We start from the raw sequence: 16,049 nt of genomic DNA on the forward strand, positions 1-16,049 counted from the left end.
GACCGGAACGCCCCCGGTCACCGCACGGCCATGTGCGGGTGCGGGCCCAGGGTCCGTCCGGCCTGATCCGCCGGACACGCCCTGGGCCCGCGTCAGCCTCCCGGGGCGAACAGGACGTCCTGGGCGGCCTCACGGGCCACCAACAGCGCCCCTCGCAGCACCGCGGCTCCGCCGAGAGCCCCCGCCCTGACCTCCGTGGGCAGCGGCGACATCCTGGCCAGCCGCTCCTCGACCCGCGAGGCCAGAGCCTCGCCGCCCGCGTGACCCACCTCGCCCGCCAGGAGCAGACAGCCCGGGTCAAGCACCGAGACCACCGCGGCGGCCCCGAGCGCGATGCGGTCGGCGAGTACGTCCAGGAAGGCGTCGCCGTTGGCGGCGCCCGCGAGCGCGGCGTGCACCGCGTGGACCGCGGCCGGGTCCTGTTCGCCGCCCGGCGCGCCTGTCGGAGCCTGCGCCGGAAGGCCGTACTCGGCGGCCAGTTCGCAGACGGCGGCCGAGCCCGTCAGGGAGTGGAATCCGCCGTCGCAGCTGATGGCCGAGGGCAGCCCTGTCGCCCCGGGCACGGGCAGGAAGCCGAGCTCGCCCGCGCCGCCGGAGGCCCCGCGGCGCAGCTTGCCGTCCAGCATGACGGCGGCGCCGATGCCGTGGCCGAGCCAGAGCAGGACGAAGGTGTCGCGGTCGCGGGCCGCGCCGACGCGCAGTTCCGCGACGGCGGCGAGGTTGGTCTCGTTCTCCACGAGCACGGTGGCGGGCAGCCGCTGCTGGAGTGCGGCGACCAGACCGCGGTGCCAGGCGGGCAGCTTGGCGGTGTCGCGGAGTTCCCCGGTGACCGGGTCGATCAGCCCGGGGGCGCCGATCCCGACACTGTGCAGGGGGGCGGTGCCCGCCGTGCGCGCCGTGCGTTCCAGCAGCGCGACGGCCTGCTCGATCGCGGGCTCCGTGCCGGCCCTGCCGTCGATGGGCAGGGTGTCCTCGGCGAGCGTCACCCCCAGGAGGTCGGCGACGACCACGGCGACGCTGTCGGTGCGCACGTCCAGGGCCGCGAGGTGCGCGCGGTCGGCGACGATCCCGTACAGCCTGGCGTTGGGCCCGCGCCGCTCCGCGCCGCTCTCGCCGACGACCCGGATCAGCCCGGCCCCCTGGAGGCGCTCGACGAGGTCGGCGACCGTGGGGCGGGAGAGTCCGGTCAGTGCTTTCAGCTGCGTGGCCGTCAAGGGGCCGTCCTGCTGGAGCAGTTCCAGGGCGAGCCGGTCGTTGATGGCCCGGGCGGTGCTCGGTGATGCGGGCATGCCGAGATCCTTCCAGATCCGTTGCCCGTAACGGGCCGTCTATTTATCAGGCAGGGTTCCTGATAGTTTACCGCCAGCGTTGTGGCGAAGACCATCGGGACCTCGGTGGCCCACACTGTCCACGGGAGGGCAAGGCGGTATGACGACGGATTCCACCAGCACGGCTTTCGGCAAGGAGCAGGTGAGGCGGGCCAGGATCGCGGTCGCCGCGGTCTTCACCGTGCACGGCGCGGTGACCGGCAGCTTCGCCACCCGGGTGCCCTGGATCCAGGACCACGCCTCGGTGAGCGCGGGTCAGCTCGGCCTCGCCCTCGCCTTTCCGGCCATCGGCGCTTCGCTCGCCATGCCCCTGGCGGGCCGGATCAGCCACCGCTTCGGTGCCAGGACCGCGCTGCGCGGACTGCTGGTGCTCTGGACGCTGGCGCTGATCCTCCCGGCCCTCGCCCCGAGTCTGGTGACGCTCTGCGCGGCGCTCTTCGTGTACGGAGCGACGGCCGGGATGTCGGACGTGGCGATGAACGCGCTCGGCGTCGAGGTGGAGAACCGGCTCGACAAGTCGATCATGTCCGGGCTGCACGGGATGTGGAGCGTCGGCGCGCTGCTCGGTTCGGCGGCGGGCACCGTCGCCGCCCACCTCGGCACGGATGCCAGGCTGCACCACACCATCGCCGCCCTCGTGCTCACGGCACTCGGACTGATCGCCTGTCAGGGGGTGCTCGACCTGCGCAGCGAGGTGGACGAGGAGCCACCGCCGCGCTTCACGCTGCCGCCGAAGTCGGCGCTGATCATCGGCGCTGTGGGCTTCTGCGCGGTGTTCGCCGAGGGGGCCAGCCTGGACTGGTCGGCGGTCTATCTCAGGGACATCATGGGCAGTTCCGCCGGACTGGCCGCAGCGTCCACGACGGCGTTCGCCCTGATGATGGCCGTGGCCAGGATCGCCGGTGACAAGGTCGTGGACCGGTTCGGCGCGGTGAGGACCGTCAGGGTCGGCGGTGGGCTGGCGACGGTGGGCGGGCTGCTCGTGGTGCTGGCACCGAACGCGGCGCTCGCGATGTGCGGCTTCGGACTGCTCGGCCTCGGCGTCGCCGTCGTCGTCCCGCTGGCATTCGCCGCGGCGGGGCGCAGCGGCCCCAACCCGAGTCAGGCCATCGCGGGCGTCGCCACCATCACGTACACCTCCGGGCTGATCGCCCCCTCCCTCATCGGCTCGCTGGCGGAGGCGACCTCGCTGATCGTGTCGTTCGGCCTGGTGACGGTGCTGGCCTTCGGCCTGGTCCTCGGTGCGGGCGTGCTCCGCGGGGCCGACCGCACGCCCACGGGCGGCGGCGTCCCCGGACCGTCACCGGCGAAGGCCGGGACCGGGACCGGGATCTGAGACCTGCGGTGCCGGGGCCGTGGTGCGGCCCCGGCACCCGGGGCGCTGCGCGGTAGCCGTGGCCTGCGGCATTAGCATGGCGCTGATCTTTTCCGCGGGAGAACACTCCGCACGGGATATGCGCGGTGAACACTCCGCACGGACACACAGGGAGCAATCATGGGCGGCCTCGGCGTGCGCTGGACCTTGCACGGCGACGGGAAGACTCCCGCACCCGGGGCCGTGGTGCGCCCCGACGAGCGGCTCTCATGGCCCCGTACGTTCGGCCTCGGTGCCCAGCACGTGGTGGCCATGTTCGGTGCGTCGTTCGTCGCTCCGGTGCTGATGGGCCTGGACCCGAACCTCGCGATCATGATGTCCGGTGTCGCGACGGTGATCTTCCTGCTGGCGACGAAGGGCAGGGTGCCCAGCTATCTCGGGTGCTCGCTCTCCTTCGTCGGCGTCGCCGCGACGATCCGGGCGAGCGGCGGCAGCAGTGCGACCGTCACGGGCGCGGTTCTCGTGGTGGGCGCCGTGCTGTTCCTGGTGGGTCTCGCGGTGCAGCGGTTCGGTGCGCGGATCATCCACGCGGCGATGCCGCCCGTGGTGACCGGTGCGGTCGTCATGCTGATCGGTTTCAACCTGGCGCCCGTCACGGCGTCGACGTACTGGCCGCAGGACCAGTGGACGGCACTCCTGGTGATGCTGTTCACCGGACTGTCCGTGGTCTGCCTGCGCGGATTCTTCTCCCGGATCGCGATCTTCCTCGGTCTGGTCTTCGGTTACGTGCTGTCCTGGGCACTCGACCGGATCTTCGGGAAGATCCACTCACCGGCGGGCGGCCCCGAGGCCGTCGACCACTGGCGGCTGGACCTCTCCGCCGTCTCGCACGCCGACTGGATCGGGCTCCCGTCCTTCCACGCCCCCGCCTTCGAGTGGTCCGCGATCCTGGTGGCCCTGCCCGTGGTGATCGCGCTGGTCGCCGAGAACGCCGGCCATGTGAAGGCCGTCGGCGAGATGACCGGTGACTCGCTCGACGACAAGCTGGGCACCGCCATCGCGGCCGACGGCGCCGCCTCCATGCTGTCCACCGCGGTGGGCGGCCCGCCGAACACCACGTACTCCGAGAACATCGGCGTGATGGCCGCGACGCGGGTCTACTCCACCGCCGCCTACTGGGCCGCCGCCTGTTTCGCCCTGCTCTTCGGTCTGTGCCCCAAGTTCGGTGCGGTCGTCGCCGCGATCCCCGGCGGCGTGCTCGGCGGCATCACCGTCATCCTGTACGGCATGATCGGCCTCCTCGGCGCCCAGATCTGGACGAACGCCAAGGTCGATCTGCGTAACCCGCTCAACCTCGTGCCGGCCGCTGCGGGCATCATCATCGGCGTCGGCGGGGTCAGCCTGAAGATCACCGACAACTTCGAGCTGAGCGGTATCGCGCTCGGCACCATCGTCGTGATCACCGGCTACCACGTGCTGCGGGCCTTCGCACCGGCCCACCTCAAGACCCAGGAGCCCCTGCTGGACTCGGGCACCTCCACGTACGACGCGGACGGGTCCGGTCCGAAGGACTGAGTCCGGTCGGTCCAAGCGGTCGGACCGAGGCGTACGGGGCGTATCTTCGCCCGTTCCGATGAACCCCCGGCCGGTCGCCGCCACGGCCGGCCCGGGACTGGGACGCTGCCCGCATGGCGCAGTTCGAGCAGTACGCAGACCCGGCAGGACCCGGCACCGTGACGGCGGACGTTCCCGCGGTGATCGGGCGGATGCGTGCCCTCCGCTCCGATTGGCCGCCCCACGACGGCATCGCGGTCTTCAACCAGGTCTATCTGACGGCGACGGAGACCCTCGGCGGTCGCCGGAGCGGGTGCGGCACCGGCCCGGACACGCTGGACGTCCTGTTCGCCGAGCGCTATCTGACGGCTGTCGACACCGCGGCGGCGGGGCTGCGCCCGCCCGCGTGCTGGCGTCCGCTGTTCCAGTACCGGCGGCACCCCGGTGTACGCCCGGCGCAGTTCGCCCTGGCGGGCATGAACGCGCACCTCGGCCATGACCTCGCGCTCGCCGTGGTGGACGCGTGCCATGCGCGCGGCTGCGACCCCTGCGACCTGGAGGAGGAGTTCGACGGGGTCGGCGATCTCCTCGTGATGATGGAGGAACGCGTCTTCGAGGACCTGGTTCCGGGGCCCGATCTGCTGGAGGTCACGGACCCGCTCATCCACCTGGTGGGGTCCTGGAATCTGGAACGGGCCCGCGAAGCCGCCTGGTCGGCGGCCCGCGTGCTGTGGGAGCTGCGCGGATTCCCGCTGCTCGCCGAGGAGTTCAGGGAGCGGCTGGACACGGGCGCCGGGCTGGTGGGGCGCTGTCTGCTCACCCCCTGCCGTTGACGCGCCTTCATCAGAAGCAGTCGCCGTACCAGTGGACGGCCCCCGGTGCGGTGACCGTGGCCAGGACGGCGTCGGGCGTGGCCATAAGGGGCCGGGCCATGCCCACGTGTTCCTCGTGCGTCCGGGCGTTCAGCAGCAGGCTCCCCAGCGCCGGTCCGGCATCGGGCATGTCCGGCAACCGGACGCGGACGCGGACCGCACCCGACTCGCGCCCCTGTGCGGCGACCGCCGCGAACAGGTCGTCCAGGCACTCGGGAGCGCCCGCGAACTCGCGTACCTCCATGCACTCCCCCACCCGCTGGGCCACGAGCCAGCCGGCGATCTCCCCCGATCCGGGGCGCTCGGCCACGAGCGAGCGGTCAAGCGGCCCGTACCAGGCGGGGACCCGTACGGCCCAGTCCTCGGGGCCCCGCAGCGAGCTCAGGGGCCGGGTCGCGTTGTGCGCGGTGTGCAGGGCGGCCACCGCGCCGGTGTCGGCAGCCGTGGCTGCGCGCACACGGAACACCCCCGGGGCGGGGGCCTGCGCGAGCGCCCCCTCATCGTACGTACTGCGGAACTCCCGCCATCCCGAACTCCGGTAGACGCCCGGTGTGCCGGTGAACAGCAGCGACCACGCGCAGCCGTCCGCCGTCATCGTCCGCACGGCCTCGGTGAGCAGCCGCCGCACCAGGCCGCGGCCGCGCGCCGAAGGCCGGGTGGCGACGCTGCCGATGCCGCCGACCAGCTGCGGGACACCCTGCGCGTCGCGGATCAGACGCGGTACGTAGACCACGACGGCGTCGATCCGGCCGTCGCTCTCGGCGACGAAGGTACGGCGGTGGCGGTCGGGGTCGAGGGCGTACACGGCGGGGATCTGCGGGGCGTCGAAGCAGAGCCGCCACAGTGCGTGCAGGTCGGGTTCGTCCGCGGGGACGGCCGTGCGGACGTCGGTGCTCACAGGGTCAGGTTCCCGTCCGTGCGGGCCGATGCGCCGCTCTCCGGCATCGCGGTGCGCCTGGTTCCACGCTCGACGCAGGACGTGTGCAGGGCCGAGTCCATGGCGGCGGGGGCGAGATGGAGCGTGCCACCGGTGAAGCGGCTGCCCGTCGCCGCGTAGTGGTTGCGTCCGTCGGCGATCCGGATGTGGGCGGTGCCCGCGTCCTCGGTGCTGCTGGTGAGGGCCGAGAGGTCCCAGGTGACCGTGCCGGGCCCGGCAGCGCGGCCGAGGAGCGCGTTCGCCCTGTTGGAGCCGCTGACCCTGGTGCCGGAGGTGACGGTGAGGTGCTGGTCGCGTACGGCACTGAGCTCGATGCCCGTGCCCTCGTACGTACCGCCGTCGATCCGGAGCTCGGCCGAACCCACCGAGAGCGGGGCCGCGTTCTCGGCGCCGGTGACGGTGCAGTCCGTGAAGTGCACCGGGCCCGGCCCGCGCAGGATGACGCCGTCGACGCCCTTGAACGTGCAGCGCACGAAGTGGACCGGGGCGGTGACCGGGGTCTGGACGAGCACGGCGCCCGCGGGCGGTTCGAAGGAACAGTCGCTGATCACGGTCGGCCGGATGGAGCGTGCCGAGCGCTGGGCGACGGCGAAGGTCTTCGCGGTGCAGCCGCGCACCTGAGCGCCGTCCGCGTTGACGGTCAGCGTGCCTGCCTGGTCGAAGGTCGGGCGGGCGATCACCGTGATGTCTTCGAGCGTCAGATCGGTGATCTTCGTATTGGCGGTGAACCAGGAGCAGACATGTCTGCGTACAGTGATCCGCTTGGCGGAAACACCCCACTGCGCACCGGAGTTGGCGATGTCCATCAGCCCGGAGTTGCCGTCGAAGAGGAGATCGTGCTCGTACTGGCCATGGGTGGTGAACGGGTTGCCGCCCGCGTCGTCACCGTCGCCGTGGCAGTTGGTGACGACGCAGTACGCGGAGGCCGTGAGGTCGTTGAGGTGGCGGACGTTGCTGGTGGTGCAGTCGGCGATGTGGCCGTACAGGCAGTAGATCTGCTGGGTGAGATAGCCCGCGCCGCCGTAGTGGACGGTGGGCGGGTTCTTCAGTGAGCACTGTTCGGTACGGAAGCGGGTGCACCAGCGCCGCATGATGACCGGCCAGAAGCTGCCCGTCGCATGGATCCCGGAGACGTCACAGTCCACCGCGTACTCGTAGGAGACGGGGTGCGAGCCGGTGTACTCGTCGTCGCCCGCGCCCTCGAAGAGCATGTTGCGGACGTGGGCGTTGCGTACCGGCTCGATACGGGTCCAGGTCAGCTTGCGCCCTGCGGCGAGTTCCCAGCCGTTGAGGTAGCCGATCCGGATGTGCGTGGCGTCGATGATCTCGGTGATCTCGACCAGCTTCTGGAGTTCGCGCTCGTCTGCGCCGCCGCCCGCGACGGGGGCCACCTGGACGGCCCACCACTGGCCCACCTCGAACGCCTTGGCGTCCGGGACCGGGAAGGTGTCGGTGAGTTCGATGACCTTGTCGGAGAGTGCGTGCTCGACGGTGGTGTCGGTGGTGGTGCCGCGGAAGGAGAGGACGGCGCCGAAGGGGTTGTCGTGGGTGTTTTTCTCGATGCCTGTGGTGTGGACGTGGTGGCCGCCGAAGTCGAGTTCGATGTTGGAGCGGTCGAAGAGGTGGCGTTTGGTGAGGAGGAGGTCGGTGTGGGCTTCGATGCGGTGGATGGTGGGGTCGTTGATCATCGCGTCGAGTGCGGTGTCGGCGGGGTGTTCGGCGTCGAGGTGGCCGAAGGTGCGGAAGTCGAGGGTGCCGGTGTGGAGTTGGTGCCAGCGGCCGGTCGCGTTGTTTTTCGGTGCGATGACGGTGCCGCCGTTGTGCGGGGTGTCGGACTCCTTGTCCCAGCGGACGGTCATGGTGCCGCCGTCGCCGGGGGTGTGGTAGCCGGCGATCAGGACGGTGGTTCCGTCCGCGAGCGGGCTGGTGTTGAGCGCCCGCAGTGCGGCGACGGTGTCGACGTGCTGGACGTCGGTGGCGTGGGCGGGGGCGGCGTGTGCGCCGGTGGTGGTCACGGCCGTACCGGCCACGACCAGACCGGCCAGACCCGAAGCCCGCAGGAGACCACGGCGTGACGATGCAGGAACGGACATGACGGAGGTGCTCCTCGCGTAGTCGATGGGTGCTCGGTGGCGTGCTCGGTGGCGTCAGATGGAGTTGCGGTACGGCGGCATGAAGCGCATACGGGGCATCTGGTCGGCCAGGATCCCGCCGTCGACGACGATGCGCGCACCGGTCATGTACGCCCCCGCGTCCGAGGCCAGGAGCAGCAGCGCGCCCACACACTCGTCGGGCTGTGCGTAGCGGCCGAGCGGAATGCGCTCGCGGTACGCGGACTCGAACGCCTCCCGGTCGAAGGGGAATTCGCCGTCGATGGGGGTCTCGACCATGCCGGGGGCCAGGGTGTTGGCGGTGATGCCGTGCGGGGCCAGCTCGATGGCCAGAGTCTCGGTGAGGAGCTGGGCGGCGGCCTTGGACGCGTTGTAGTGGGCCAGGCCCGCTTCGGCGACCAGGGCGTTCTTCGAGCTGATGGTGATGATGCGGCCGGCCACGCCGTCGGCCGTCATGTGTTCGGCGACGCGCTGGCTGAGGAAGAAGACCGCGTCGACGTTGACCCGCATGATGCGCGACCAGCCGGCGGGCGTGATCTCGTTGAAGCGTTCGAGTGCGGCCGTGCCCGCGTTGTTGACCAGGATGTGCAGCGGTCCGGTCTCGGCGCGTACCCGGTCGGCGAAGCCCGCCAGCGCCTCGATGTCGGCGAGGTCCTGGCCGTACGTCCACGACCTGCGGCCCAGCGCCTCGACGGCCGCCGCGGTCTCGGCGATGCCGTCGGCGCCCGGCAGGTCGACGAGGACCACGTCGGCGCCCGCCCCTGCGAGGCCGACGGCGAAGGACCGGCCGAGGCCGCGGGCGGCTCCGGTGACGACCGCGGTGCGGCCGGTCAGGTCGAAGCGGTCGGTGCCACGGGGCGGGACGGCTGCGGTCATGGCGGTCATTCCTCCAGGCGGAACGGTACGGAGAGGTGGGCCGCCGCACCGACCGGGGGGCGGAGATGCGGCGGCCCTGCTGCTGGACTGCGGCGTGGCCGGGGGACGGCCCCGCCGGGGTCGTCCAGCAGGTCTTTGGGGGGGGTCGGGTCAGCCGTTGAGGCCCAGCAGGTCCAGCGACGGCCGGTGGATGATCTCCTCCACGGCGTCGATGTCCAGCGGTGGCAGACCGGGGATGCCGGGGATGCGGGCGATCTCCCGCAGACCCCTCACCGACTCGTCGACCGTCGTGAACGGGTAGTCGCTGCCGAACATCACCTTGTCGAAGACCCCGTAGTCCTGGACGAGCCGGAGGCTGTGCCAGAGCTGGAACGGCCGGTAGTGCAGGGCGCTGATGTCCGCGTACACGTGCGGGTGCTTGCGGATGACGGCGATGCACTCGCCCTCGAAGGGGTGTCCCAGGTGGGCGAGGACCATCCGCAGTTCCGGGTGGCGGATGGCGACCGCGTCGAGGTGGCGCGGCATCGCCCATTCCAGCGGGGCGTTCGACACGAAGGTGGTGCCGGTGTGGACGAGGAGCGGCAGGCCGTGCCGTTCCGCGTAGCCGTACAGCTCGTCGTACTCCTCGGCGGCCGGGTCGAACCCCGCGTACATCGGCATCAGTTTGATGCCGCGCAGACCGAGCTCCTGGTGGCCGTAGCGGAGTTCCTCCTGCCAGCCGGGCTGGGTGGGGTCGAGCGCGAGGTAGCCGATGAGCCGGTCCGGGTGCTGTCCGACGTAGGCGGCGACGGCGGCGTCGTCGACCCAGAGGCCGCTGCGGCGGGCCTTGCCGCCGACCACGATCGTGCGGGTGTCCGGCGGGGCGGTGGCCGCGTACTCCTCCCACTTCACCGTCAGGTCGACCTCGCCCGCGTGGGCGCGGGCGGAGTCGGACCTGAACGGGTCGGTGAAGTCGTGGCTGTGCCGGAAGAGGTGCGAGTGGACGTCGACGATCATGTGCGGTTCCGCTTCTCCCAGCCGTCCGCGAACATGTTCCAGAAGCGGTGGCTGGGCGGGTGTTCCTCGAAGACCTCGTCGACGAGTTCGACGCCGAGGCCGGGGGCGGTCGGCAGACCGATGTGCCCGTCGGTGATCGGCAGAGTGCCCTTCAGGGCGTCGAAGACGTACGGCTCCAGGAGCCCGTCGAAGGTTTCGAGGATCTTGAAGTTGGGGATTCCGAGGGTCGCGTGTACGGAGACGGTGGTGCAGAGCGGCGAGTTGGAGTTGTGCGGGGCGACGAGCATGCCGTGCGTATCGGCGATCGCCGCCAGCTTCCGTACTTCGGTGAAGCCGCCGGCCATGGAGAGATCCGGCTGGATGATGTCGACGGCGTTCGTGGCGAAGAGCTGCTTGTACTCGTAGCGGTTGTGGAAGTGTTCGCCGCCGGAGATCGGGAAGGCCGCGCGCTGCCGCAGTTCCGCGTACCGCTCGATGTGGGTCCAGGGCATCGGCTCCTCGAACCAGCCGATGTCGAAGGGCTCCAGCTCGCGCACCAGCCGGGCGGCGGTCGGCATGGCGAAGCGGGCGTGGCCCTCGATGAAGAGGTCGACGTCCGGTCCGATGGCTTCTCGGACGGCGGCCACGAGGTCGATGGAGCGGCGCAGTTCGGCGCGCTCCAGCTCGTGGAGGCCGGGTCCGAACGGGTCGAACTTGAGGGCGGTGAAGCCCTTGGCGACGGTCTCGCGCGCCTTCTGCGCGAAGGTCTCCGGTTCGCGTTCGCCGGTGTACCAGCCGTTGGCGTAGACGCGGACGCTGTCGCGGCAGGCGCCGCCGGTCAGGCGGTACGCGGGCACGCCGAGCGCCTTGCCCATGAGGTCGTACATCGCCTGGTCGAGGCCGGACAGGGCTACGCCGCCCATGTCGCCGCCGCGCAGGAAGTCGCCCTGGTAGACGCGGAGCCACAGCTCCTCGATGTCGAAGGGGTCGGCGCCGATCAGGTGGCGCTGCGCGATCGCCTCGGTGAGGGCGCAGACCTCACGGACCCGGTAGGGGTGGGTGATCTCACCGATGCCGGAGAGGCCCTCGTCGGTGTGGGCACGTACGTATCCGAAGTCGCGCCAGGAGGTGCCGAGCATCAGGGTCTCGACCCGGGTGATGCGGCCGGCGGGGCCTGCCGGGCGGGTGCGGTTGACGGTAAGCATCAGCGGGTCGCTCCACCCATGGTCGAGGTGTTCTCCAGATCGCGGGCGCCGCCCCCGGCGAGCACCGCCTTGACGGCTGCCTCCGTGCCCTCGACGAGGCGGTCCACGTCGGCGTCGGTGTGGGCGTAGCTGATGTGGCTGCGCTTGAGGTTGAGCGGCAGCTCGAACAGGCCGTGGTCGAGGAGCTTGCGGCGGTATCCGACGAACAGCGAGGCGTCGTTGTTCAGCAGGTCGGCGTAGGTACGGGGGGTCTCCCCCGGCATGAAGTAGGTGACGAAGACGGAGCCGTAACCGGTGACGACGGCGGGAACACCGAGGCGCTCGTACAGTCCGGTCAGTTCGGTACGGACCCGGTCGCCGAGGCGGAAGACATGGTCGTGGACCGGCTCCTCGCGGAGCTTGCGGAGCGTGGCGAGGGCGGCGGCGACGACCGACGGATGGCCGTTGTACGTACCGGCGAAGAAGGCCGGGGCGCCGGGGCGGGTGGAGAAGAGGTCCATCAGGTCGGCGCGGCCACCGATCGCGCCGACGGGGGCGCCGTTGGCGATGGCCTTGCCGAGGGTGGTGAGGTCGGGAGTGATGCCGGAGATCTTCTGCCAGCCGCCGATGTCGTGGCGGAAGCCGGTGATGACCTCGTCGAAGATCAGGACGCTGCCGGCCCTGGTGGTCTCCTCGCGGAGCGTGGTGAGGAACTCCTGGTACGGGAGGAGGGCACCGACGTTGTGCGGGACGGGTTCGACGATGACGGCGGCGATGTCGGAGCCGTGCTCGGCGAAGGTGCGGCGGACGGCCTCGCTGTCGTTGAACGGCAGGACGAGGGTGGCTTCGAGGACTTCGGGGAGGATGCCCGTCGAGATCGGGTCATGGCTGCCGACGTGTTCCGGGGCGGAGATCACGTTGAGGCTGACCGAGTCGTGCCAACCGTGGTAGCAGCCCTGGAACTTGACCACGAGGCGGCGGCCGGTCGCGGCGCGGGAGACGCGCAAAGCGTGGAACGTGGCCTCGCTGCCGGTACTGGTGAGCAGGACCTTCTCGACCGACGGGATCAGCTCGGTGAGCTGTTCGGCGAGGAGGACTTCGCCCTCGGTGACACCGACGCCCATGTGGCCGAGGGTGGCTCCGGCCTCGGCGGTGGCGCGGGCCACGTCGGGGTCGTTGTGGCCGAGCAGCGGCGGGCCGAACGCGGAGTGGAAGTCGGTGTACTCGCGTCCGTCGGCGGTACGGAACCGTGCGCCGTCGGTCCCGGTGACGACCAGGTCGGTCAGTCCCGGAACGCTGCGCTGACCGCTGTTCACGCCGCCGGGAACGACCTGGCGGGCGCGCTCGGCGAGTCGGGCTCCGGAATCGTTGCCTACCGGGCCTGAACTCATGGTGCTTGCTCCTTGCGTCGAGAGTCGTCGGTTTTCACAGGCCCTGCCCGGCCCGTGAGTCCCTGGCGCCATCCGCCCGGCAGTCGCCGCAGGAAGAGGTGAGTCATTTTTCAAAACGCTGTTCTGTAGAGCAGAACAGTGCCCGATATTACGTCCGCCCCTGAGGCCGGTCAACCCCTTTCGGCCCGCGAGAGCACCGTTTCGGCCCGCGAAAGCGCCACTCAACCCCGTGAAGGCACTAGGCTGTTCTGCTATGACGAACAGTGCTGCCCCAGAAGAGCCGAAGTACTGGGTCAAGAGCGTGGCCCGGGCAGCGGACATCCTCGAAGCGCTCGCGGCCCCCTCCCAGGGGAACGGCCTGAGCGTCACCGAGGTCGGTCAGGCGTGCTCCATCTCCAAGAGCGCGGCCTTCGGCATGCTCCAGACCCTGCGCGCGTACGGCCTCGTCTCGGACGATGGCGAAGGCATGAACCGCCGCTACCGGCTCGGCATGAGCCTGGCCAGGCTCGGCGACCGGGCGCGCTCCCAGGTGTCCCTGCGGGGGGTCGCACACCCCGTCCTGCGCGACCTCACCAAGATCACCGGCATGGCATCCCGGCTCGCCGTGCCCGAGGACGGCCACGCGGTCGTCGTGGACCAGGTCGAGCTCGACCAGCGCGTCCGGCTCGATCTGCGCATGGGCCAGCGCGAACTGCCGCACTGCACGGGGCTCGGCAAGGCGCTGCTCTCCGCGGTGCCGCAGAGCGAGGCCGCGGCGGTCGTCGAGCGGTTCGGGCTGCCCCGCCGCACGGCGCGGACCATCACCGACCCGGCCACCTTCCTGTCCCATCTGCGCGACATCGCCCGGGTCGGCTACGCCTTGGACGACGAGGAGGACGCCGAGGGCATCATCTGCATCGGGGCGCCGGTCTTCGACGACCGGTCGGTCTGTGCCGGGGCGGTGAGCATCACCGGTCTCAAGCTCGGCCTGCCGGCCTGGCGCTACCAGGAACTCGGTGGTCAGGTACGGGACGCGGCGCGCAGGATCAGCGTTTCGCTGGGCTGGGTCGACGACGCTGCGGACGAAGCCGCTGCCGAGCCCGCCCAGGATTCCGACGGAATCAGGTCTTGACCGATCGGCTCAACCCGCCGTAGGTTCCCTGCCAACCGCGCTGACATCCACACGTCACCGGGTTTTCATCCTTTTCGGCCCGCTTCCGACGCCTGCCCACCGCGTCGTGAACATCCGACGGCCGAACCCTTTTGAGCCATCCGCCTCATGGCAGTCCACCGCAGGAACGCTCCCTCACTTTCGGCACTTCTCGGAAGGCGAAGTCCGCATGAGCGTTCCGCAGCACCCCACCCCCGTGCCGTCCACCCGCCGTAGTCTGCTGCGGGCTTCGGGTCTGGCCGGTCTGGTCGTGGCCGGTACGGCCGTGACCACCACCGGCGCACACGCCGCCCCCGCCCACGCCACCGACGTCCAGCACGTCGACACCGTCGCCGCACTGCGGGCGCTCAACACCAGCCCGCTCGCGGACGGAACCACCGTCCTGATCGCCGGCTACCACACCCCCGGCGACGGCGGCACCATGACCCTGCGCTGGGACCGCGCATCCGACGCCCCGCACAACGGCGGCACCGTCATCGCCCCGAAAAGCGACGAGACCGGCCGCTGGCACCAACTCCACACCGGCACCGTCGACTTCCGCGCCTTCGGCCACCTCGACGCCGAACACCCCGCCGACACCGCACTCGACGCGATGATCAACGACCCCACCATCCACCGCATCGAAGCCCACACCGACCTCCTCCTCACCAAACGCCACCTCTTCGACCGCTCCAACATCGAACTCGACTTCGGCGGCCACCGCGTCCACACCACAGGCATCGAGAAAAACACCCACGACAACCCCTTCGGCGCCGTCCTCTCCTTCCGCGGCACCACCACCGCCACCGTCCACACCCACACCCTCGGTGCCCCGATGCCCGACCTCTCCGATCTCTTCGAGGTCGGCGACGCGGAGAAGTTCGCCGAGGGCCAGTGGTGGGCGGTGGAGATCAACGCCCTGTCGGGGAAGTACGAGAAGGAGATCCAGCGCCTCGTCCAGGTGACCGATGTGGTGGGCGCGACGCACATCCGGGTCAACTACAAGGTCGGCTGGGACCTGGCCGCGGGCCGCACCCTGACCTGGACGCGGGTCGAGCCCGTGGAGCGCGCGCATGTGCGCAACATGGTCTTCGAGGGCTGGGGCGAGGACGAGATGACCGGCTCGCACCCGGTCGCGTACGAGTACGCGGTGCGCTGCGACGTCTCCGGGATCGAGGCCGTCGGAACGTTCTGGCCCGTGGTGATGCGCCGCTGGTGCACGTACTTCCGCACCGAGCAGTGCTCGCTCACCAACCCGAAGTCCGTCACCTACGGCGGCGCGGGCTATCTCACCCAGCAGATCTACTGTCTGTACGGGCACGTCGAGGACTGTCACACCTCCAACGCCCGCCATCTCAACGACTTCACGGCCTCCGCCTACTGCTACGTCACCAACTGCCACGGCGACGGTGACGACCAGGGCCCCTTCGTCACACACGGCCAGTTCGAGCACGACCTCGTCTACACCGGCAACTCCGGGCTGATGACGTTCGCCAACTCGGGCGCCACCTGGGGCGGCAGGGCGAAGCGCATCACCGTACGCAGACACTCCTGCTCCTGGTTCGTGGCCCGCGTCAAGATCACCGATCTGACGCTGGAGGACGTCCTGGTCATCGGGAAGAAGTCGCTCGCCGGCTCCGGGATGCTCTGGGTCAACGCCGACGGTGTCCAGCTCCGGGGGTGCACGGCGAGCGGTCCTCTGATCGTCTCGCGGGCCTCGGACCTCTCCGCCCGGCCCAATGTGATCGCCGACTCCTCGTTCGCCTTCGCGGCGGGCGCCGAGATCACCCAGGCGAACGTGTCCGCCCCGGTCACCCTGCACAGGACCGCTCTCAAGGGCGTCGACGGCGCCGTGTTCAACGGCACCGGCCCCCTCGTACTCGACCAGTGCGTCCTGACCGGTTCCGAGGACACCGCGCCCGCGCCCGTCTCGCTGGCGCACTCCGACATCACCGTCCTCGGCGGCGAGCTGCGCGGCACCGGGCTGAAGCTGACCTCGGCGAAGGACCAGCGACTGCGCGTCGACGGGACCCGGCTGACCGGCACCAACAAGGCCGGCGCCCTTCTCTCCCGTACCGGCGCGGGGCGGGCCGTCGACTGGCAGCTGACCGGAATCGACTCGACCGCCCCGAAGGGCACCGTCCACGTCCTGCTCACCGAGGGCGTCAACCGCTACCGGGCGACGGGCGCCACCTTCAACGGCGGCCGGCTCGAACTGCGGCCCACGGCGTTCACAGGCGACAGCCATCTGCTGCACACCGGCTGCGTCGAGAACGGCACCGAGCGCACCGCGCTGCCGGACGAGGGCGACCGCGTCGCCCACACCGCCGCCACGCTGCGGTTCTGACCACCCCTGACCCACCCCGCCCACTGATCA

Annotated in this window: 12 protein-coding genes; 5 read left to right on the plus strand and 7 right to left on the minus strand. The window is 70.7% G+C overall.

What is annotated here, in order from left to right; genetic code table 11:
- Positions 1–92 precede the first annotated feature (92 nt).
- Positions 93–1,289 carry an ROK family protein gene (locus ACWGO0_RS34420; RefSeq protein WP_453543924.1) on the minus strand — a complete coding sequence of 399 codons (1,197 nt, stop codon included), beginning with the start codon at positions 1,287–1,289 and terminating at the stop codon, positions 93–95.
- 139 nt (positions 1,290–1,428) lie between these two features.
- On the opposite strand from ACWGO0_RS34420, the gene ACWGO0_RS34425 reads away from it, so the two are divergent.
- From ACWGO0_RS34425 to ACWGO0_RS34435, 3 genes are all read left to right on the plus strand, one after another.
- The gene (locus tag ACWGO0_RS34425) at positions 1,429–2,664 is read left to right on the plus strand and encodes an MFS transporter (RefSeq protein WP_453543926.1); all 1,236 of its coding nucleotides are present in this window, start codon (positions 1,429–1,431) and stop codon (positions 2,662–2,664) included.
- A 159-nt stretch (positions 2,665–2,823) separates the two neighbouring features.
- On the plus strand, positions 2,824–4,218 hold the full coding sequence (locus ACWGO0_RS34430) for a uracil-xanthine permease family protein (RefSeq protein WP_453543928.1): 1,395 nt from the start codon (positions 2,824–2,826) through the stop codon (positions 4,216–4,218).
- Positions 4,219–4,331: 113 nt separating this feature from the next.
- Positions 4,332–5,030: a DUF5995 family protein gene (locus ACWGO0_RS34435; RefSeq protein ID WP_453543930.1), complete on the plus strand. Its 699-nt coding sequence runs from the start codon at positions 4,332–4,334 to the stop codon at positions 5,028–5,030.
- A gap of 10 nt (positions 5,031–5,040) precedes the next feature.
- Here ACWGO0_RS34435 and ACWGO0_RS34440 read toward each other — a convergent pair whose 3' ends face one another.
- The 6 genes from ACWGO0_RS34440 to ACWGO0_RS34465 all read right to left on the minus strand — a co-directional run bounded on the left by ACWGO0_RS34440 (position 5,041) and on the right by ACWGO0_RS34465 (position 12,543).
- Entirely contained in the window at positions 5,041–5,967 is a 927-nt protein-coding gene (locus ACWGO0_RS34440; RefSeq protein WP_453543932.1) for a GNAT family N-acetyltransferase, read from the minus strand.
- Positions 5,964–8,099: a peptidase C14 gene (locus ACWGO0_RS34445; protein WP_453543934.1), complete on the minus strand. Its 2,136-nt coding sequence runs from the start codon at positions 8,097–8,099 to the stop codon at positions 5,964–5,966. The genes ACWGO0_RS34440 and ACWGO0_RS34445 overlap by 4 nt, the downstream gene beginning before the upstream one ends.
- Positions 8,100–8,153: 54 nt before the next feature.
- Complete coding sequence (locus ACWGO0_RS34450) at positions 8,154–8,993, minus strand: SDR family NAD(P)-dependent oxidoreductase (protein WP_453543936.1); 840 nt, start codon at positions 8,991–8,993, stop codon at positions 8,154–8,156.
- A 150-nt stretch (positions 8,994–9,143) separates the two neighbouring features.
- A complete protein-coding gene (locus ACWGO0_RS34455) occupies positions 9,144–9,989 on the minus strand; it encodes an amidohydrolase family protein (protein WP_453543938.1) in 846 nt (281 codons plus the stop codon).
- The gene (locus tag ACWGO0_RS34460; protein ID WP_453543940.1) at positions 9,986–11,173 is read right to left on the minus strand and encodes a mandelate racemase/muconate lactonizing enzyme family protein; all 1,188 of its coding nucleotides are present in this window, start codon (positions 11,171–11,173) and stop codon (positions 9,986–9,988) included. The genes ACWGO0_RS34455 and ACWGO0_RS34460 overlap by 4 nt, the downstream gene beginning before the upstream one ends.
- Complete coding sequence (locus ACWGO0_RS34465) at positions 11,173–12,543, minus strand: aspartate aminotransferase family protein (RefSeq protein ID WP_453543942.1); 1,371 nt, start codon at positions 12,541–12,543, stop codon at positions 11,173–11,175. Before ACWGO0_RS34465 ends, ACWGO0_RS34460 begins: the two co-directional genes overlap by 1 nt.
- A 253-nt stretch (positions 12,544–12,796) precedes the next feature.
- Here ACWGO0_RS34465 and ACWGO0_RS34470 point away from each other — a divergent pair, with 253 nt between their 5' ends.
- Together ACWGO0_RS34470 and ACWGO0_RS34475 are read left to right on the plus strand one after the other, a co-directional pair.
- Entirely contained in the window at positions 12,797–13,654 is an 858-nt protein-coding gene (locus tag ACWGO0_RS34470) for an IclR family transcriptional regulator (RefSeq protein WP_453543944.1), read from the plus strand.
- 208 nt (positions 13,655–13,862) lie between these two features.
- Positions 13,863–16,019 carry a peptidase C14 gene (locus tag ACWGO0_RS34475; RefSeq protein WP_453543946.1) on the plus strand — a complete coding sequence of 719 codons (2,157 nt, stop codon included), beginning with the start codon at positions 13,863–13,865 and terminating at the stop codon, positions 16,017–16,019.
- The last annotated feature ends 30 nt before the right edge of the window (positions 16,020–16,049 follow it).

It is taken from the genome of Streptomyces sp. NPDC055749, from assembly GCF_053617235.1.